We start from the raw sequence: 21,492 nt of genomic DNA, 5'->3' as shown, positions 1-21,492 counted from the left end.
CTGCGCTCTTCGAGCAGGCCGATAAGGGCCGGCGCGTCCAGTGATTGCGTGCTCGCGACTTCCAGATTCACAGTCTGAACTCCTCAGTTTCCGATTCGGTGTCCCATCCGGCTTCCTGCTGGGCAAAGTGGGCCGGGATGGCGTTGTGCGGTACGTGGACCTCGGCCACGTCCGGTGCGGTGCGAACGGCGGCAGCCATCGCTGCCAACGCCGGCCGGGCGAAGACCGCGCGCACGTCGATGGCCCAGCCGCGCCTGCGCAGCTGCTCCAACATCTGCACCGCGAGCAGCGAGTGCCCGCCGAGCGAGAAGAAGCTGTCATGGCGGCCGATGCGCTCCACGCCCAGCAGCCGCGACCAGATCGCGGCCAGGGCCTGCTCCACCTCGCCCTGCGGAGGCACGAAGGCGCGGCGGTCGAAGGCTTCGTCTCCCGGCGCAGGCAGCGCCTTGCGGTCGAGCTTGCCGTTGGCGCTCAGCGGCAGCGCAGCGAGGCGCACATAGGCGGCGGGCAGCATGTGTTCGGGCAGGTGCTCGCCGAGCAGGCGGCGCAGCCGCGCGGGCTCCGGCGCTTCACCGGATGGGGCCGGCACCACGTACGCGACCAGCGACGGCGTGCCGGACCGGTCCTCGCGCGCCAGCACCGCGGCGTCGGCGATCCCGTCGATCGCGCGCAGCCGCGCTTCGATCTCGCCCGGCTCGATGCGCTGCCCGCGCAGCTTGATCTGGAAATCGGCGCGGCCCAGGTATTCGATCGCGCCGTCGACGCGCCAGCGGCCGAGATCGCCGCTGCGGTAGAGCCGGCCGCTCCCGCCGAAAGGGTCGACGATGAAGCGCTGCGCCGTCAGCTCCGGCTGGTTCAGGTAGCCGCGCGCCACCTGCACGCCGCCGATGTAGAGCTCGCCGGCAACACCGATCGGCACCGGGCGCAGCGCATCGTCGAGCAGGTACAGGCGGGTGTTGGCGATCGGTTTGCCGATCGGCACCGAGTCGCCGTCGTCGCTCCCGCAGATCCAGGCGCTCACGTCCACCGCCGCTTCGGTCGGGCCGTAGAGGTTGTGGAGCTGCGCGTGTGGCAGGCTCTCGCGGCACCGGCGCGCGAGCCCGGCGGAAAGCGCCTCGCCGCTGCAGGCCACGCGCCGCAGGCTGGCGCAGGCGGCCGCGTCACCGGCTTCATCGAGCCGGGCAAGAAATAGCTGCAACATCGAAGGCACGAAGTGCAGCGTCGTCACGCCGCCCGCGCGGATCAGCTCGCAGAGGTAGGCAGGGTCCTTGTGTCCGTCGGGCCTCGCCAGCACCAGCCGCGCGCCCGCCATCAGAGGCCAGAAGAACTCCCACACCGACACGTCGAAGCCCAGCGGCGTCTTCTGCAGCACCACGTCGTCCGGCGTCAATGCGTAGGCCTGCTGCATCCAGTGCAGGCGGTTGACGATGCCCCGGTGCTCGTTCATCACGCCCTTGGGCCGACCTGTGGAGCCGGAGGTGTAGATCACGTAGGCGAGATGGCTTTCGTGAAGACCTGTGTCGGGTACATCGGCTTCGGCGCCGGCGAAAGCCTCCATGGGATCGTCGCGATCCACCGACAGCGTGCGCACCGTCGCCGGCAAGGCAGATGCAAGTTCGGCGTCGGCCAGAACCACCACCGGGCCGGCTTCTTCAATCATCTGCAGCGACCGTCGCGGAGGATGCGAGGGATCGAGCGGCAGGTATGCACCGCCTGCCTTGAGCACCGCCAGCAGCGCCACGACCAGCATCTCGCTGCGCTGCATGAAGATGCCCACACGCGCGTCGGGCACCACGCCCATTGCGCGCAGTTGCAGCGCCAGCCGGTCGGCGCGTGCATCGAGCTCGGTGTAGCTGAGGCTGCGGCCTTCGAACACCACGGCGGTTGCGTCGGGACTTCTCGCGGCCTGGCGCTCGAACAACTGGTGCAGCAGGCCGTGCGGGTAGTCAGCAGCAGTCGCGTTGAAATCGCCAGTCACCTGCCGGCGCTCGTCTTCCGGCAGCACGTCGATGCGCCGCAGCGGCCGCCGGGGCTCTGCCTCGAGCGCATCGACCAGCGACCGCAGCGCCTGCTCGACGAAGCCACGGATTCGCCGCGCATCGACGCTGCGGTCGATCTCGGCGGTGATGCCGAAGCCGTCGCCGTGGTCGTCCACGTGCAGCACGAAGGGATAGTTGGTGCGGTCGTGGCCGCCAAGCGATTCGATGCCCGGCACGCCCGTGGCACCGTCTTCGCCCTGGCGCTCGCTGTAGCGGTAGTTGAGCAGGCTGGTGAAGAGCGGTGCATCGGCCGGCAGCCCGCTGCAGCGCCGCGCGAGGCTCAGCGAGGCATGTTCGTGGTGCAGCAGCTCGGCCAGGTCGGCGTGCACGCGGCGAAGCGCGGTCTCGGTGTCGTCGTCGATGCGCACGCGCAGCGGCAGCGTGTTGAGGAACATGCCCATCGCCCGCGTCGCCTCCGCGCCGGCCTGCAGGCGGCCGAACAGCACCGTCCCGAACACCACGTCGTCCCGGGCGCTGCAACGCGCCAGCACCAGCGCCCAGGCCAGATGGAACACGCTGGCCGCGCCCACGCCGCGCAGGCGCGCCTGTTCGCGCAGGCGCCGCGCGAGCCCGGGTTCCAGCCCGGCGCGCGACTGCAGCACGCCGCTGCCGTCGCCGCGTACCTCGTCCAGCCCGAAAGGCGCGGTGGTTGCCTCCACGTCACCCAGCACACGACGGAAATAGGCTTCATGCACGGTCTCCGCCCCGCCCTGCCGTGCCTGCGCGACGAAGCGCCTGAAGGGCACCGGCACGGGTAACTCGTTGCGGCGACCCTGAAGAATCAGCATGACCTCGCGCACCAGCAGCTGAGAAGCCGTGTGGTCGAGAATCAGATGGTGGTGCAGCAGCTGCAGCAGCCAGCGACCGCTGCCCTCTTCCTCGATGGCGTGGCCGCGCAGCATCGGGGCGCGCCGCACGTCGAGGCGGCAGCTGCGCGGATCGGCCAGCGCGCGCAGACGTTCCCGCGCCACTTCGGCGGGCGCCGAGGCCAGCATCGCGATCTCCAGATTCGCCTCGCGCTGCACCAGCTGCACGGCTTGCTGCAGCTCTTCCCAATGCACGCTGGTGCGCAGGATGTCGTGGCGCGCGATCACTTCGCGCAGTGCCTCAACGAATCGCTCGAGCCGCTGGCGGCTGTCGAAGCGCAGCAGGGTCGGCATGACGTAGGCGTCGCCTCCGTCCTCGCTCTCGCGGTGAAGGCGGTGATGGAACAGGATGCCCTCCTGCAGCGGCGCGAGCGGATAGATGTCCTGCACGTTGCGCACGCCGCCGGGCACCTTCGCCACGAGGCGGTCGATCTCGTCCTGCCCCAGCGCGAGCAGCGGCAGCATCTCCGGCGTGATCGCCTCGGCCGACTCGTCGATGCGGTAGTCGAGCCGATCGACACCCCGGCCCTCGCGCAGCAGCGCGATCAGCTCGGCCTTGCGCTCGCGCAGCGCCTGCACCAGTGTCGTGTCGGCGAGCAGCCGCGCGTCGCCCTGCAGCGCGAGCTTCTCGCCGTCGAGGCGCAGCGTGAGGCCGCGCGAAGCCAGCGCTTCGAGCAGCTCCGACGATGTCACGTTCTGATGGCTCACAGGACGATCTCCTCGATCTGCACGGTGGCCGCGGCAAGCTCGGCCAGCGTCGCCGCGTTGAACACCATCTGCACGTCGACCTGCAGTTGCTGCTCTCCCATGGCGTGGATCAGCTGTATCGCGAGCGCCGAATGCCCGCCGAGCTCGAAGAAATTGTCGTGGCGGCCGACCTGTGCCACCCCGAGCAGCTCGCCCCAGAGCGCCGCCAGCCGGACCTCGATTTCGGTCTGCGGCGCGGCGTAGGCCCGACGCGCAAGGCCGCTGTCGTCGGGTGGCGGCAGCGCCTTGCGGTCGAGCTTGCCGTTGGCGTTCAGTGGCCAGGCCGCGAGCACCACGTAGGCGGCGGGCAGCATGTAGTCAGGCAGCTGCGCACCGAGCTGCGCGCGCAGCTCGGAAGGCTCCGGTGTCATGCCCTGCCCTGCCAGCAGATAGGCGATCAAACGGGGCTCGCCGGGCTGGCTCGCATCGGCCATCACCACGGCCTCGCGCACGCCGTCCAGCCGCGCGAGCCTTGCCTCGATCTCGCCGGGTTCGATGCGGTAGCCGCGGATCTTCACCTGGTGGTCGTTGCGGCCCAGGTACTCGATGCTGCCGTCGGCGCGCCAGCGGCCCAGGTCGCCGGTCCTGTACATGCGCGCTCCGCCGCCGGTATCGAAGGGATCGGGCAGGAAGCGCTCCGCCGTGAGCTCCGGTCGCCCAAGGTAGCCCCGCGCGACACCGGCGCCACCGATGTGGATCTCGCCCGCGACGCCGATGGGTACCGGCTCGCCATGCGCATCGAGCAGATAGACGCGCGCGCCCGGCATCGGCCGGCCGATGTGCGGCACCACGCCTGCGACCGGGCCGCAGGTGGCGTCCACGCTGCACTCGGTCGGGCCGTACATGTTGTGGAACTGCACCGATCCGGCCTCGGCAAGGGCTTGCCAGGTATCGGCGTCGAGCGCCTCGCCGCCCAGCAGCAGCTTGCGCAGCGAGGTGCCGCGCCGCTGCGGAAAGCCGGCCGAGCGCAGCATGCGCAGGTGCGAGGGCGTGCACTCCATCGCCTCGATGGCGTGGCGCTCCAGGAAATCGAGCAGCGCCTGCGCATCGAGACGGGTGCGCTCGGGCAGCAGGAACACGCTGCGGCCGAAGGCCAGCTGGCCCCAGGCCTTCACGGCCATGTCGAAGCCGAAGGAGGAGTTCCATGCCACGCGCCTGCAGTCCGGCGCGGGCCCGTGGATGCGCTGCTCCATCCCGCGCAGGAAGTTCAGCACATTGCGGTGCTCGACCATCACGCCCTTGGGCTCGCCGGTCGAGCCCGAGGTGTAGATCACGTAGGCCAGGTGCGCCGGGGTCAGCCCCACCGCATCGGGATCGGGGTCGTGCCCTGGCTCATCCGTCCATGGAGACGTGGCGCCATCGAGCACCAGCACCGCGCATCCTTCGGGCACCGCCAGGCGCCCCAGCAGGCGGGACTGGGTCAGCACCGCCGCCGGCGCGCTGTCGCGCAGCATGTGGGCGAGTCGGTCGTCGGGATGCACCGGGTCCAGCGGCACGCAGGCGCCGCCGGCCTTGAGCGTGGCCATCAGCGCCACGCCCATGTCCACGCTGCGCTCCAGGCACAGCGCGACGCGGTCGTCGGGACGCAGACCCAGGCCGCGCAGGTGGTGGGCGATGCGATTGGCGCGGGCGTTGAGCGTGGCGTAGTCCAGCGCTTCGTCTTCGCACGCAAGCGCCAGCGTTCGCGGCTGGCTCGCGGCCTGCGCCTCGAACAGGCGATGCAGAAGTTCACCTTCGCCGCTTTCCCCGGCTGCGGCATTGAAGCCGTGCAGCACCTGCTCGCGCTCCCGTGGCGCCATCAGGCCGATGCGCTCCACCGGCACGGAGGCATCGGCTGCCATGCCGCGCAGCATCGCCACCAGTGCATGCCAGTGGCGCCGCACCGTGGCCTCGTCGTACAGCGCGGTGGCGTAGTTGAACTGGCCGGCGATGCGATCGCCCTCGGGTTCCAGGTCGAGCGAGAGATCGAACTGCGCGCTGCCCGCATGGCTGGCGAGGTTGTCGAACTCCAGCCCTTCGAGCGCCAGCCGTGCGCGCGGGGTGTTCTGCCATGCCAGCCGGACCTGGTAGACCGGGTTGAAGGCGCTGGAGCGCTGCGGGTTCAGCGCTTCCACCACCTGCTCGAAGGGCACGTCGCGGTGCTGCTGGGCCTCCAGCGCGACCTGCTTCGCTTGCAGCAGCAGCCCGCCCACGTCGAGGCCCTCGTCGACATCGAAGCGCAGGGCCTGTGCGTTGACGAAGAAGCCGATCAGCGGCTCGAGCTCGGTGCGGTCGCGCCCCGCGACGGCGCTCCCGAGCACCACGCGCGGCTGGCCGCCCAGGCGCGCGAGCACCGCCGCCCATGCCGCCAGCACCACCATGTAGACGGTGACACCGTGGCGCTGCGCCAGGGCGCCCAGTTCGCGGGTCAGTACCTCGTCGATGCCGACCTCGATGCTCGCGCCGCGATAGTCCTGCTGCGGCGGGCGTGGCCTGTCGGTGGCCAGGCCGATCAGCGGCGGAGCATCGCGCAGGCGATCCACCCAGTAGCGCAGCTGCGCCTGCGCGGCTTCGCCCTGCAGGCGCCGCCGCTGCCATGCAACGTAGTCGCCGTACCGGATCGGCAGCGCCCGCAGGGGATCGGGTTCACCACGGCTGAACGCACCGTACAGCGCAGAGAACTCGTGCGCCAGTACAGCCAGCGACCAGCCGTCGCAGACGATGTGATGCATCGTGAGCAGCAGCACATGCTCGTGCGCGGCCAGTCGCAGCAGGCGTACGCGCAACGGCGGCTCGCGCTCCAGGTCGAAAGGCGCGGCGGCCTCTGCCTGGCACAGCGCGCGCAGGGTGCTGTTGCCGAGTTCGTCGAGACCGTCGATCTCATGAAGGCTCACCGCCACGCTCTGCGCCTCTTCGATGCGCTGGCGCGGCTGGCCGTCGACCACTACGAAGCGCGCGCGCAGCGACTCGTGCCGCGCGACGATCCTGTCCAATGCACGCTGCAGCGCGATGCGGTCCAGCGCGCCGCGCAATCGCAGCGCGGCAGGCAGGTGATAGGCCGCGCCGGCCTGCACGTCGATGCGCGTCACGTACCACAGGCGCTGCTGCGAATGCGAGAGCGGCAGCAGCACGCCGCGTTCCGCGGCGACGATCGGGTCGGCCGCCTCGGGCACTGCGCGCATCACCTCCGCGGCAAGCTCCGCGAGCCGTGGCCGCGCGAACACCGTCGTGAGCGCCAGCTCGATGCCGAAGCGCTGGCGCAGCTGCGAGATCATGCGCACCGCCAGCAGCGAATGGCCGCCGAGGTCGAAGAAGCCGTCGTCGCGGCCGATGCGGGCCACGCCGAGCAGCGACTCCCATATCAGCGCCAGCGCCTGCTCATGCTCGCCCTCGGGTGCGCGGTAGCCGCGCCGTGCATGGGCTTCGTCGTCGGGTGCGGGCAGCGCGGCGCGGTCGAGCTTGCCGTTGGCGTTCAGCGGCAGAGCGTCGAGCGGCACGAAGGCGGCAGGCAGCATGTACTCGGGCAGGCGTTCGGCCAGGCGCGCGCGCAGCTGCGACGGATCGTTCGGCGGGCCGAGCGGGTCGGCAACCACATAGGCCAGCAGGTGCCGTTCCTCATCGCGTTCCGGCGTGGCGATCACCGCCGCTTCTAGGATGCCGTCGATGCGCATCAACTCGGCCTCGATCTCGCCCGGCTCGATTCGGAAGCCACGGATCTTCAGCTGCCGGTCGTCGCGGCCGAGGAACTCGATGGAGCCATCGGCGCGCCAGCGGCCGAGGTCGCCGCTGCGATACATGCGCGGCGACGATGTGCCCGCAGGAGCGGCCACGAACGGGTCGCTTGCGAAGCGCTGCGCCGTCAGCTCAGGGCGATTCAGGTAGCCACGCGCCACGCCGGCTCCGCCGATCCAGATTTCGCCGACCGCACCGAGCGGCACCGGCTCGCCGTGCGCATCGAGCAGATAGACGCGTGCGTTGGCGACCGGGCGGCCGATATCGAGCGGCGAGTCCCCGGCGCGGCAGCGCGCGACGGTGGCGTTGATCGTGGTTTCCGTCGGCCCGTAGGCATTGGCCAGCGCGGGGCGATGGCCCCCGCGCCGCCACCATGCATCGAGCGCGGCCGCTCCGACCGCATCGCCACCGATCACGATCTGGCGCAGCGACGGCGGAAACACCGCTTCGGACGACAGCGCCAGCCGCTGCCAGAACAGCGTCGGCAGGTTGGCCACGCTGAGCCGGTGCTCGCTGCACAGCTCGCACCAGCGCGCGGGCTCGGCGAGCCATTCGTCGGTGCGCAGCACCAGCGTCGCGCCATGGCTGAGCGCGCCGAAGATCTCCTCGCCCGCGACGTCGAAGCTCAGGCTGGAGAACTGGAGCACCCTGTCCTCCGCACCGAAGCCGTACAGCGCCTGCAGTGCCGCGATCTGGTGGGAGAGCTGCCGGTGCTCGACCATCACGCCCTTGGGCGTGCCGGTGGAGCCGGAGGTGTAGATCACGTACGCGAGGTGCGAGCCGTCTTCGGGCAGATCCCTTGCTTCGGGCAGGTGCACGGGATCGTTCGCCAGCGGCTCGTACCCGTCGAGCGCGATCGTCGTGCAGCGCGGCGGCGGACGCAGGCGCGGGCGCAAGGTGGAATGGGTCAGCAGCACCGCCGGCGCGCAGTCTTCGAGTTGCCAGGCCAGCCGCTGGTCGGGGTAGGCGGCGTCGAGCGGCACATACGCGGCCCCCGCCTTGAGCGTTCCCAGTACCGCGACGATCAGGTCGAACCCGCGAGGCAGGCAGAGCGCGACTCGACCCTCCGCGCCGACGCCCAAGCCGCGCAGGTGGTGCGCGACCTGGTTGGCGCGCTGGTCGAGCTCGGCATAGCTCAGTCGTTCGCCATCGTGTTCCAGCGCGATGGCCTGCGGCCGTAGCGCGGCCTGCTTCTCGAAGGCAGCATGGGCGAACGCATGTGCAGGCAATGCGGGTGCGCTTTGAGTGAAGGCGTGCAGCAGGCGGTCGCGCTCCGCATCGTCGAGCAGCGCGATGCGCTCGACTGGACGGCTGTCGTCGCCCTCGACCATGCCTCGCAGCATCGCCACGAGCGACTGCCAATGGCGGCGCACCGTGGCTTCGTCGAACAACGATGTGGCGTAGTTGAGCTTGCCGACGATGCGATCACCCTCTTCCTGCAGATCCAGCGCCAGGTCGAACTGCGCGCCGCCCGGCAGGCTCTCGACCCGCTCGACCTCGAGGCCCGCGAGTTCCAGAGCAATCGGCGGCGTGTTGTGCCAGGCCAGCATCAGCTGGAACACCGGGTGATGGGCCATCGAGCGCGGCGGATTCAGCAGCTCTACGAGGCGCTCGAAAGGCACGTCCTGGCGTGCCTGCGCCTGCAGCGCGCTTTCGCGCACCTGCGCCAGCAAGTCGGCCACGCTCGGGGCGCCGTCCAGCGCGATCTTCATCGCCTGCGTGTTGATGAAGCAGCCGATCAGCGGCTCGACTTCCACGCGGCCGCGGCCGGCGTGAGAACTCCCGATCACCACCTGCCGCTGGCCGCCGTAGCGCGCCACCACCGCGGCCCAGGCTGCCAGCACGACCATGTACAGGGTCGCGCCGTGGCGCTGTCCGAGCGCGCGCAGGGCACGCGTGGTGTCTGCGTCGATGCCGACCTCGATGCTCGCGCCGCGATAGTCCTGCAACGCGGGCCGAGGGTGGTCGTGCGGCAGCTCGACCAGCGCCGGCGCGCCTTGCAACTGCTCGGCCCAATCGCGAAGCTGGGCCTGGGCCGTCGCGCCCTGCAGATGACTATGCAGCCAGGCGGTGTAGTCGGCGTACTGGATGGCCAGCGTCGGCAGGCCTGGCTGCTGCCCGTCGCGCAACGCGCTGTAGGCAGCGGCGAACTCGCGCATCAGCACGCCCAGCGACCAGCCGTCGGAAACGATATGGTGCATCGAGACCACGAGCACATGGTCGTTGGCGGCGATGCGCAGCAGACAACCACGGATAGGCGGGCCGGCCGCGAGATCGAAGGGCTCGGAAGCGGCTTCGCGGCATAGCGCTTCGATGCGTGTCGGTTCTCCGGCCTCGATGTCTTGCTCGCGCAATTCGAAACCGCGCGGCGCGTCGATGTGCTGCCGAGGCTGTCCGTCCAACTCGATGAAGCGCGTGCGCAGCGCCTCGTGCCGGGCCACTACATGATCCAGTGCTGAGCGAAGGGCCGCGCTGTCGAGTTCGCCACGCAGCCGCAGTGCACCGGCGATGTGGTACGCGACGCTGGCTTGCGCATCGACACCGGAGATGAACCACAGCCGCTGCTGCGCCGGGGACAGGGGCAGCGGGCGGCTGCGGTCGGCAGGCGTGATCCCGCTCAACGCGCCGGGGCCCGACTCGGCCACGGCGCCGGCCAGCGCGGCAAGGCGCGGCCGGGCGAACAGCGTGGCGAGCGGGAGTTCGGCGTCGAGGCGTTCGCGGATCTGGGAGATGAGCCGGATGGCGAGCAGGGAGTGACCGCCGAGTTCGAAGAAGTCGTCGTCGCGGCCGATCTGCGGGATGTCGAGCAGATCGGACCAGATAACGGCGAGGACTTGTTCGAGTTCGCCCTGTGGCGCTTCGTAAGTGCGCTGGCTGTGAGCCTCAGGTGCAGGCAGGGCCCTGCGGTCGAGCTTGCCGTTGGGGGTAAGCGGCAGTGCGTCGAGCGAGACGTAGGCCGAGGGAACCATGTACTCCGGCAGGCGCTCGCGCAAGGCACTACGCAGCAAGGACGCGTCCAAGGCGTCGGCGAGGACGAGATATGCGACCAGCCGCTTGTCGCCCGGCTGGTCTTCGCGCGCGATCACCGCTGCTTCGCGGATTCCGTCGAGCTTCGCCAGCTGCGCCTCGATTTCTCCAAGCTCCACGCGATAGCCGCGCAGCTTCACCTGATGATCGTTGCGCCCCAGGTACTCGATGCTGCCGTCGGCGCGCCAGCGGCCCAGGTCACCGCTTCGGTACATGAGCGTGCCTTCGTGGTTGAACGGATCGGGCACGAACCGCTCGGTGCTCAGTTCGGGCCGCGACAGATAGCCGCGAGCCACCTGGACTCCGGCCAGGTACAGCTCACCGACGACACCCACCGGCACCGGATTGCGCTGCGCATCGAGCACATGGATGCGGCTGTTGCCGACGGGCTTTCCGATCGGCGGCAGGTCTTTCCATTTTTCGGGAAGGCCGCTCAGCGTGTGCGTGCTGACCACGTGCGTCTCGGTCGGTCCGTAGTGGTTGTGCAACCTCGCCTGCGGATGCCGGGAGAACATCCGGCGGATCGCTGGCGTGATGCGCAATTGCTCGCCCGCAGTGATCACGTCCCTCAGCATCGGCAGCGGCGCACCGCGCTGCGACCACAGCTCGCAGAGGTTCTGCAGCGCGATGTAGGGCAGGAACAGGCGTTCCATCGACTCCTCCGCGAGCCATTCGGCCAGGGCCGGAAGGTCCTGGCGCAGTTCTTCGCGCAGCAGCACCAGCGTGCCGCCGCTGGCCAGCGTCGAGAAGATCTCCTGGAAGGCGACATCGAAGCCCAGCGCCGCGAACTGCAGCGTGCGCGCGGGTTCGGGCAGTTGCTCTCGCTGCCACTCCAGCAGGTTGGCCAGCCCGCGATGCGGCATCGCCACACCCTTGGGCTCGCCCGTGGAGCCGGAGGTATAGATCACGTAGGCCAGATGCGATGCAACTAGTCCTTCGACCTGCAGGTTGTCGGCGGAGACTTCGGCCCAGGCTACGTCGGTTTCATCAAGCGGTACCGCTGCGACGTCCGGCGCGAGCCGTTCGATCGAAGCTTGCTGGCCCAGCACGACCGCAGCCGCGCTGTCGCGCAGCACGTGGATCAATCGCTCCTTCGGATACGCCGGGTCCAGCGGCACGCAGGCACCGCCGGCCTTGAGCGTGGCCAGGGTCGCGACCACCATCGCGAAGCCGCGCTCGGCGCAGATGGCGACACGGACATCAGGTCCGACGCCGAGCCCGCGCAGATGCCGTGCAAGCCGGTTGGCCCGCTCGTTGAGTACGCGATAGCTCAGCTGCGCGCCATCGAGCTCCAAGGCAATGCGCTCGGGATGTGCCACCGCTTGCCGCTCGAAGGCCTCGTGCACCAAGGCAGTCGCGTCGCATGCGCGATGCGTTTCGTTGAAACCATGGACCACGCGCCGGTGTTCCCCGGCGGGCAGCACATCGAGCGTCATCAGCGACCTGTGCGGCTCCTCTTCCAAAGCCCGCGAAATCGATTGCAAAGATTGCTGCATGAACTCCGCAATGCGCTGGGCCGACAGCGAAGCATCGACCTGCACCGTCAACCCGAAGCCGCTGCCGTCGTCATCCACATGCAGGCCGAACGGATAGTTGGTGCGGTCGCGCACGTCGAGCAGGCGCATGCCGTCGAGAACTTCGGTGCGCGCAAGCCGGCCGTGCCTGTAGTTGAGCAGGGCCGAGAACAGGGGCACCTGCGCAGGCATCGCACTGCATCGCTGGGCCAGCACCAGCGATGCGTGCTCGTGGCGAAGCAGCGCGCTCAGCGCGGCGTGGGTTTCGTGCAGTCCCTGCACCGCTCCACGCCCGCCCAATGCAATGCGCACAGGCAGCGTGTTGATGAACATGCCCATCGCGCGGTCGATGCCTGCGCCGCCCTGCATGCGCCCGAAAAGCACCGTGCCGAACACGACGTCGTCGCGACTACTGCAAGCCGCCAGCACACGCGCCCAGGCCAGATGGAACAGGCTGGCCGTGCTCACCCCGTGGCGCATGGCCAGTACGCGCAGTTGCGACGACAAGGCGGATGGCAACATCAGCCGCACCTGCTCCGCCTGCGAGCCGTCGCCCTGCACGTCGAGCAGTCCGAACGGTGCCGTGGGCTCGTCCACATCGCCGAGCATCGCGCTGAAGAACGCTTCGTGTTCGGCTTCGCTCACGCCCTGGCGCGAGCGTGCGACGAAGTCTCGGAACGGCACCGGCGCGGGCAGCCCGGCAACATCTCCGCGCTCGACCGCCGCGACTTCCTCCACCAGCAACTCCAGCGCGGTGTGGTCCATCACGAGGTGGTGATACGACAGCTGCAGCAGCCAGTGCCCGCTGGCTTCGTCATGTGCGGCGAAACCATGCAGCATGGGTGCGCGGCGCACGTCGATGCGCAGGCCGCGCACCCGCGGATGCTCCCGCAGGCGCTGCGGCGCTGGCAGCGTGCCTGCCGCCAGCGTCAATGTCTCGGGCGCGAATTCGATGCGCCGCCACACTACCTGCACGGGCTCGGCGAGGCCTTCCCAGTGGACCGCGGTGCGCAGGATGTCGTGGCGCTCGATCACGCGCGACAGCGCCGCGATGAAGCTGTCCATGCGCGGCCTGCTGTCGAACTCGAGCAGCGTCGGCAGCACGTAGGTGTCGGTGTCGCGCTCCAGCAGGTGATGGAACAGCAGGCCCTGCTGCAGCGGTGCGAGCGGATAGATGTCCTGGATGTTGGCAGCGCCCCCCGGGGTGGCTTTCACGATCCGCGCGATGGCGGTCGGGTCGAGCCGGACCAGCCTCAGCATCGCGGGCTCGATGGCTTCGCAGCCCGGTGGGATCAGGTTGGGCGGCACCGCTGCCGCGTCCTCGCCGCGCCGGATCGTCGAGGCGAAGGCGCGCAGCTTCGGGTGCGTGAAGAGCGAGCGGATGTCGGTGGACCAGCCGCGCCGACGCAGTTGTTCGAACAGCCGGATGGCCAGCAGGGAGTGGCCGCCGAGTTCGAAGAAGTCGTCGTCGCGGCCGATCTGGGGGATGTCGAGCAGATCGGACCAGATGTCGGCGAGGGCTTGTTCGAGTTCGCCCTGTGGCGCTTCGTAAGTGCGCTGGCTGTGAGTCTCAGGTGCAGGCAGGGCCCTGCGGTCGATCTTGCCGTTGGGGGTCAGCGGCAGTGCGTCGAGCGAGACATAGGCCGAGGGAACCATGTACTCCGGCAGGCGCTCGCGCAAGGCAGTACGCAGCAAGGACGCGTCCAAGGCGTCGACGAGGACGACATAGGCCACCAGTCGTTTGTCGCCCGGCTGGTCTTCGCGGGCGATCACCGCTGCTTCGCGGATTCCGTCGAGCTTCGCCAGCTGTGCCTCGATCTCTCCGAGCTCCACGCGATAGCCGCGCAGCTTCACCTGATGGTCGTTGCGCCCCAGGTACTCGATGCTGCCGTCGGCACGCCAGCGGCCGAGGTCGCCGCTTCGGTACATGCGGGAACCTTCCTTGCTGTCGAACGGATCGGGAAGGAAGCGTGCTTCGGTGAAGCCGGGCTGCGACAGGTAGCCCCGAGCGACCTGCATGCCGCCCAGATAGAGCTCCCCTGCAACTCCCACCGGTACCGGATTGCGCTGCGCGTCGAGCACGTAGATGCGACTGTTGCCGACTGGCTGGCCGATCGGCGGCAGGTCTTCCCATTGCCCGGGTGCGCCGCTCAGCGTGTGCGTGCTGACCACATGCGTCTCGGTCGGTCCGTAGTGGTTGTGCAGACGTGCCTGCGGGTACTTGACGAACATGAGCCGGATTGCCGGCGTGATGCGCAGTTGCTCGCCCGCGGTGATGACGTCCCTCAGCATCGGCAGCGGCGCACCGCGCTGCGACCACAGCTCGCAGAGGTTCTGCAGCGCGATGTAGGGCAGGAACAGGCGTTCCATCGACTCCTCCGCGAGCCATTCGGCCAGGGCCGGAAGGTCCTGGCGCAGTTCTTCGCGCAGCAGCACCAGCGTGCCGCCGCCGGCCAGCGTCGAGAAGATCTCCTGGAAGGCGACATCGAAGCCCAGCGCCGCGAACTGCAAGGTGCGCGCAGGCTCGGGCAGTTGCTCTCTCTGCCACTCCAGCAGATTGGCCAGCCCGCGATGCGGCATCGCCACACCCTTGGGCGCGCCCGTGGAGCCGGAGGTATAGATCACATAGGCCAGGTGCGATGACGAGAGCCCTTCGACACGCGGGTTGTCCGAGCAAGCTTCGACCCACGCTGGCACGTTCTCGTCGAGCAATATCACGGCCGCATCGATAGGCATCAGGCGCTCGATCGATCCACGCTGGCTCAGCACGACCCTCGTACCGCTGTCGCGCAGCATGTGGGTCAGCCGCTCCTGGGGATATGCGGGGTCCAGCGGCACGCAGGCGCCGCCGGCCTTGAGCGTGGCGAGGATCGCAACCACCATCTCGAAACTGCGCCCGGCACAGATCGCCACGCGGGCATCCGGGCCGACGCCGAGCTCGCGCAGATGCCGCGCGAGCCGATTGGCCTGCTCGTTGAGTGCTCGGTAACTCAGCTGCGCGCCATCGATTTCCAAGGCGATGCGCTCGGGATGAGCCACCGCTCGCCGTTCGAATGCCTCGTGCACCAAGGCAGCCGCGTCGTATGCACGATGCGTGTCGTTGAAGCCATGGATCACGCGCCGATGCTCCGCAGCCGGCAAGACTTCGAGCGCCAGCAATGCCCTGCCCGGCTCTTCTGCCAGGGCTACCGCAAGCGCCCGCAGTGCCTGCTCGACGAACCCGCATACGCGTTGTGCGGACACCGAGACATGAATCTCGGCAGTAAGCACGAAATCCTCACCCAGGTCATCGACGTACAGGCTGAACGGATAGTTGGTGAGATCGCGGCCGCCGATGTAGTGGATGCCTTCGACGATCTCGATTTCGCCTTCGCCGGAAAAGCTCTCGCCGCGGCTGTGCCTGTAGTTGAGCAGCGCAGAGAAGACCGGCGTGTTCGGCGCCAGGCCGCTGCAGCGTTGCGCCAACGTGAGCGATGCATGCTCGTGGCGAAGCAGCTCGCTCAATGCTGCGTGCGTCTCGCGCAGGCCTTGCACCGCGCCACGCCCGCCCAATGCAATGCGCACAGGCAGCGTGTTGATGAACATGCCCATCGCGCGGTCGATGCCCGCTCCGCCCTGCATGCGTCCGAACAGCACCGTGCCGAACACGACGTCGTCGCGACCGCTGCAAGCGGCCAGCACACGTGCCCAGGCCAGATGGAACAGGCTGGCCGTGCTCACGCCGTGACGCATGGCGAGCGCACGCAGCTGTGTCGACAGGCCCGACGGCAACATCGACTTCGCCTGCTCGACCTGCGAGCCATCGCCCTGCACATCGAGCAGACCGAAGGGCGCCGTGGGCTCGTCCACATCGCCAAGCATCGCGCCGAAGAACGCTTCGTGCCCGGCCTTGCTCACGCCCTGGCGCGAGCGCGCCACGAAGTCGCGGAACGGCACCCGCGCGGCAAGGCTCTCGCCGCGCCCCTGCAGCAGTGCCACCACCTCGTGCAGGATCAGCTCGGTGGTGGTGTGGTCCAGCGTCAGGTGGTGATGCAGCAGCTGCAGCAGCCAGCACCTCGACGCCGGGTCGAAGGCCGCATGGGCCTGCAGCATCGGCGCACGGCGCAGGTCGAGGCGCACGGTCCGCGCGTTCGCGTGGGCCTGCAGTTGCGCCTGCACATCGCCATCGGCCGGGTCGAAATGCTGCTCCTGCAGCATCAGCGAGGCGCTACGCCAAACCACCTGCACGGGCGCGTCCAGCCCTTCCCACTGCACGGCGGTGCGCAGGATGTCGTGGCGCGCGATCACCTGCTGCAGCGCAGCCACGAACCGGTCGAGCCGCGCACGATCGTCGAAACGCAGCAGCGCCGGCAGCACATAGGCATCGCCTTCGCCCTCGCCTTGCAGCAGGTGGTGGAACAGGATGCCTTCCTGCAGCGGCGCGAGCGGATAGATGTCCTGGATGTTGCGCATGCCACCCGGAACGCCGGCGGCGATCAGGTCGATCTGCGCCTGCGTCAGGCTCGCGAGCGGGAGCATCTGCGGCGTGATGCGCTCGCATCGCCCGGGTATCGCATTGGCCGGAACGGGCGTCGGCGCGACGGCTTGCCGCATCCCCGCCATGCTGGCCGCGAGCGAACCCAGCGTCGGTTCGGTGAAGAGCTGACGGATGTCGACCTCCAGCCCTTCGCGCTGCATGCGCTCGACCAGCCGCACCGCGAGGATGGAATGCCCGCCGAGTTCGAAGAAGTTGTCGCCACGTCCGACCTGCTCGATGCCGAGCACTTCCGCCCACAGCCTTGCAAGCGCCTGCTCGGCCGCGCCCTGCGGCGGCTCATGGTCGCGTTGCCGGCGCCAGGCGTGAAGCTCGGGCACGGGCAGTGCCTTGCGATCGAGCTTGCCGTTGGGCGTCAGCGGCAGTGCGTCCAGCGGCACAAACGCCGCAGGGATCATGTAGTCGGGCAGGCTTCTGCCAAGTGCCGTGCGAGCAGCGGAAGGATCGAAGGCGGTGCCTGCATCGGCGAACACGAGGTACGCGACCAGGCGCAGATCGCCCGGCTGGTCCTCGCGCACGACTACCGCCGCATCGGCCACGCCGTCGAGCCGCATCAGCCGTGCCTCGACTTCGCCCGGCTCGATGCGGAAGCCGCGGATCTTGACCTGCTGGTCGTTGCGTCCGAGGTACTCCAGGCTGCCGTCGGCGAGCAGGCGGCCCATGTCGCCGCTGCGGTACATGCGCGCGCCCGGCACGCCGCTGAACGGATCGGGCACGAAGCGTTGCGCATCGAGTTCGGGCCGTCGCAGGTAGCCGCGCGCCACACCCGCGCCGCCGACATGGATCTCGCCTGCGCAGCCCACAGGCAGCGGCCGGCCGCGCGGATCGAGCACATACAGGCTGAGGTCGGGAATGCGCTTGCCGATCGGGCTCGAGCCGGCGCGCACCGCATCGTCCGGGCCGAGCACGCGGCAGGTGACGTGCACTGTCGTCTCGGTGATGCCGTACATGTTGACCAGGCGCGTGCCCAGGTTGCTCTGCTGCGCGTACCAGGGCACGAGCGTGGCCGGCTCCAGCGCCTCGCCGCCGAGGATCACATGGCGCAGCGCATGCGCCGACGGTTCCTTCGCCGCGGACTGGCATGCGGCGGCGAACTGGCGGAACGCGCTGGGCGTCTGGTTGAGCACGGTCACGCCCTGCTCGCACACCAGGCGATGGAATTCCTTCGGCGCGCGGCTCACCGCATGCGGCACGATGACCAGCCGGCCGCCGTGGATCAGCGCGCCCCACAGCTCCCACACCGAGAAGTCGAAGGCGAAGGAATGGAACAGGGTCCATACGTCGTCACGGCCGAAGTCGAACCAGCCGCGCGTCGCGGCGAAGAGGCGGCCGACCTGCGCGTGCTCGACCATCACGCCCTTGGGCAGCCCTGTGGAGCCGGAGGTGTAGATCACGTAGGCCAGGTGCGATGGAGCGAGGCCTTCGACCCGTGGATTGCCGGTGGGAGCGTTGGCCCACGACGTCTCTTCCCATGGCAGGTCCAGACGCACCTGCCGGCACGAAGCCGACCCCGTCAGGCGATCGAGCGAGGCGCCGTCGCCGATCAGCGCCACCGGCGCGCTGTCGCGCAGCACGTGGGCGAGACGTTCGTCCGGATGCACTGGATCCAGCGGCACATAGGCGCCGCCGGCCTTGAGCGTGGCCAGGATCGCCACGACGATCCCGGGCCCGCGCTCCATGCAGATCGCGACGAGCGCATCCGGGCCAACGCCCAGCTCGCGCAGATGATGAGCCAGCTGGTTGGCACGCCGGTCGAGCTCGCCGTAGCTGAGCCGCTCGTCTTCGAACTGCACCGCGATGGCATCGGGGTCTCGCTGCGCCTGGCGCTCGAACAGCGTATGGATCAATGAAGGCGCGCCCGTATCGAGCACCGGCCGGTTGAAGCCATGCACCACCAGTTCGCGCTCGGCTTCGTTCATCAGCGGCAGCTCGCCCACGGGCGTGTCCGGCGCATCGGTCGCCGCGCGCGCCAGCACCTGCAGTCGCCGCAGGTGGGCGGCCATCTCCTGTGCGGAGAACAGGGCGGGGTCGTGGTTGAACTCGATGTGCACCGGGCGCCCCTGCTCGTAGTCGCGCACATAGACCGCGAGCGGCTGGCGCTCGTAGCCGTTGTGCAACGGGAACACCGCGCTGCGGATGCCTTCGAGCCGGATGTCGCCCTGGAAGCTCTCGATCGACAGGGACATGTCGAACAGGCCCCGGCGCTCGCCCGTGCCGGCCAGCAGCTCGCGGTGCAGGTCGGCCAGCGGATAGCGCTGGTGGCGGTAGCACTGCTTCAGCTCGGCCGCGACGCGGCGCAGCGTCTGCGCGAAGGTCTCGCGCGGATCGACCGCGATGCCGACGGGAATCGCGCCTGAGAACATGCCGGGCATGCGCCTTTGCGCCGCGGTGGTGCGGTTGTGCACCGGCATGCCGATCACGACTTCACCTTCGCTGCCTTCTTCGCGCCCGTGCAGGCGTGCGAAGTACACGGCCAGCAGCGCAGCCAGGAAATGCGTGCTCGATGCGCCCTGCGCCACGGCCACCTCGCTCAGGCGGTCGTGGTCCTTGCGTTCCAGCTGCCAGACGGCCTGCTCGACCTTGCTTCGGCCCGCATGGGCGCGCCGGGCGGGCCCTTCCTCGAACAGCGGCGCGGCAAGGCGTGCATGGCGTTGCAGCCAGAAGGCGCGGTCTCTCGCATAGCGCGGCGAGGCCTGGTATTCGGCATCCAGGCGGATGAAGCCGGCATAGTCGTCGCCCTCACCGTCGCCGTCTCCCTTCTCTTCGACCGCGGCCTCGCCGCGCCCGAGGCGGTTGTAGGCCTCGGCGATGGCGTTGCCGGTCAGCGAGACCGACCAGCCATCGGCAACCAAGTGATGGAAGAACGCCAGCCAGTAGCCGCGTTCAGGCGCGACCTGCAGCCATTGCATGCGCCACAGCCGCCCGCCATAGAGATCGAAGGGAGCCAGGAAGGCGGCGCGCAGATGTGCCCAGGCGCTCGCTTCGGGATCGGCCTCGCCGCTGAAATCGAAGCGCTGCAATACCGTGCCGGCGGCAGCGTCGTCATCGGGCGCGGCGAAGCGCTGCATGGCCTCGCCGTCGTTGCCGCGCTCGAGCACGATGCGCAGCGCCTGGTGGCGCGCGACGACGGCACGGATCGCCGCTTCGAGCCGGTCGAGGTCGGTCGGCCCGTCGAGGCTGGCCGCAACGCCGATGTTGTGGCAAGGCAGGTCGGGCGCCAGCGACTGGTCGAGCCAGACGGCCTGCTGGGGCGAGCTCAGGGACTGCAGGATCTGGCCGCTCATGCTTCACCGCCATCCGGTACCAGCGTTTCCAGCCGGCGCAGGCGCCGATGGAATAGCGCGAAGACTGTCAGCACGAGGCCGGCCGCGCCGGTCGCGAAGAACAGCAAGCCGATGCCCCGGCCCGGCCCGGTGCCGAACCAGGCACCCACCACGGTGTCGCCGAGCGCGCCGCCCGGGCGCATCGCCGGCTCCAGCACCGCGTCGGCGAGCCAGCCGCCGGCCAGCAGCACCGCGCACATCACCAGCATGTTGGATGCGGCGATCAGGGCGAACACGCTGCCCTGCCGGCCCGCCGGTGCCTTGCGCATCCACAGTGCGTGCGAACACGCGACCGAGGTGCTGCCGCAGAACAGGCAGACGAACGCCGCCGCGCACCACAGGGCCGGCGTGGTCACGCATCCCGCCACGAGCACGGCGGCGCATTGCAGCGCGTCGCAGGCCAGCACCCATTGCATCAGCCCTTGCCGAAGCCGCGCGGTGGCGACCAGGATCGAGCCGAGCAGGCCGCCGACGATGCCCACGGACATCACCAGGCCCAGCACGCCGCTGGAGTGCGTGGACAGCACCAGCGGCGTCACCATGGCCGTGGCCAGCACCATCAGGCACTGCACCAGCGCGCCGTAGCCGAGCAGAGCGCGCATCAGCGGCTGCTCGCGCAGGTATGCGAGCGCACCGGAGAAGCTGGCGCCCGCGCCGCGCCACAGCGACGCATCGCGCCTGGCGGCGCCGACGTTGCCCTGCCCGCCGCGCACCTCCGCCCCGGCGCGGGTCAGTGCCGCGAACACCAGCGCAGCCGCGGCCAGCAGGAGGCACAACTGCGTCGCCATCACGCCCTGCAGGCCGCCCGTCAGCGACATCAGGAAGCCGGCCGCGGCGGGCGCGCCGACCTGCACCAGCGCACGCGAGATGCCGGTCAGCCCGCCTACCTGGGCGAAGCGATCCTTCGGCACGAAGAGGCTGACCGCCACCCGGATCGACGGACGCCGAAGCGCCCCCACCGCCGCCGCGACCGCGGCGTAGGCATACAGCGCGCCGACACCGAGCCGGCCGGAGAGCAGCGCCATCGCGATCGCGAAGGTGCAGGCGATGGCGGCGATGTCGCACGACAGCACCACCCAGCGCCGGTCGTGGCGGTCGGCAAGCACGCCGGCGAAAGGCGTGACCAGCATCGCCGCCAGCGCGGCGGCCAGCACCGAGAAGGAGTAGTCCTGCGCCGAGCCGGTGCGCGAGAAGATCCATACCCCCACGGCGAAGCTGACCAGCGTGGTGCCCAGATCGAAGGCGGTTTCGCTCAGCCAAAGGAGCACGAACGTCGATCGGGCGCCTTGCCGGCGGAATGGCAGCGGCGGCAGTCTGGCCGGGTCGTCACGGGTCGGGGGCGCAGCGGCTTCCACGGTCACTTCCTGCATAACGGGCGCTCCCCGGGAGCCCACGCTGTCAACTGATGAAAGTAGAAAAAAGCGCGAGTGCTGCGGGTGGCGGGATGGATTTTTTTCGCGGCATAGCCGCGAGGCGACACACGATTATTCCGCGCTGCAGCACAGTAATTGGCAGGCTGCACAAATGACGCATCATTTAAATTTCCTGACGCCGGAGGACTAGAACTTCGGAATTGGCAGACCCACTGAATTACGAAAATCCGTTCTACTTCAGCGCATTGCGCCGACGTGATCGGCACTGCAACGCCCCTCGATTCACGAGGAGCAAACCGAAGACGGCAACCGAGTCAAATCGAAAATGAAACACCATGTCATTGCTGCGGTGTTCAGG

At 69.3% G+C, this 21,492-nt stretch carries 3 protein-coding genes; all 3 read right to left on the bottom strand.

The features are described from left to right. Positions 1-67: 67 nt before the first annotated feature. Genes ABL840_RS11030 through ABL840_RS11020 form a run of 3 tightly spaced genes read right to left on the bottom strand, consistent with a single transcriptional unit; the run spans position 68 to position 21,029 of the window. Positions 68-3,613 carry a non-ribosomal peptide synthetase gene (locus ABL840_RS11030; protein WP_093307096.1) on the bottom strand — a complete coding sequence of 1,182 codons (3,546 nt, stop codon included), beginning with the start codon at positions 3,611-3,613 and terminating at the stop codon, positions 68-70. After that, positions 3,610-19,722 (bottom strand): non-ribosomal peptide synthetase, encoded by a 16,113-nt coding sequence (locus ABL840_RS11025; RefSeq protein WP_093307095.1) that lies wholly within the window; start codon positions 19,720-19,722, stop codon positions 3,610-3,612. The genes ABL840_RS11030 and ABL840_RS11025 overlap by 4 nt, the downstream gene beginning before the upstream one ends. Then, positions 19,719-21,029, bottom strand: a complete 1,311-nt coding sequence (locus ABL840_RS11020; protein ID WP_176947630.1) for an MFS transporter — start codon at positions 21,027-21,029, stop codon at positions 19,719-19,721. Before ABL840_RS11020 ends, ABL840_RS11025 begins: the two co-directional genes overlap by 4 nt. Positions 21,030-21,492: the final 463 nt, after the last annotated feature.

This window comes from Variovorax sp. NFACC27 (genome assembly GCF_048301545.1).
GTDB lineage: Bacteria > Pseudomonadota > Gammaproteobacteria > Burkholderiales > Burkholderiaceae_C > Variovorax > Variovorax gossypii.
This window is presented reverse-complemented; position numbering and strand designations above follow the sequence as displayed.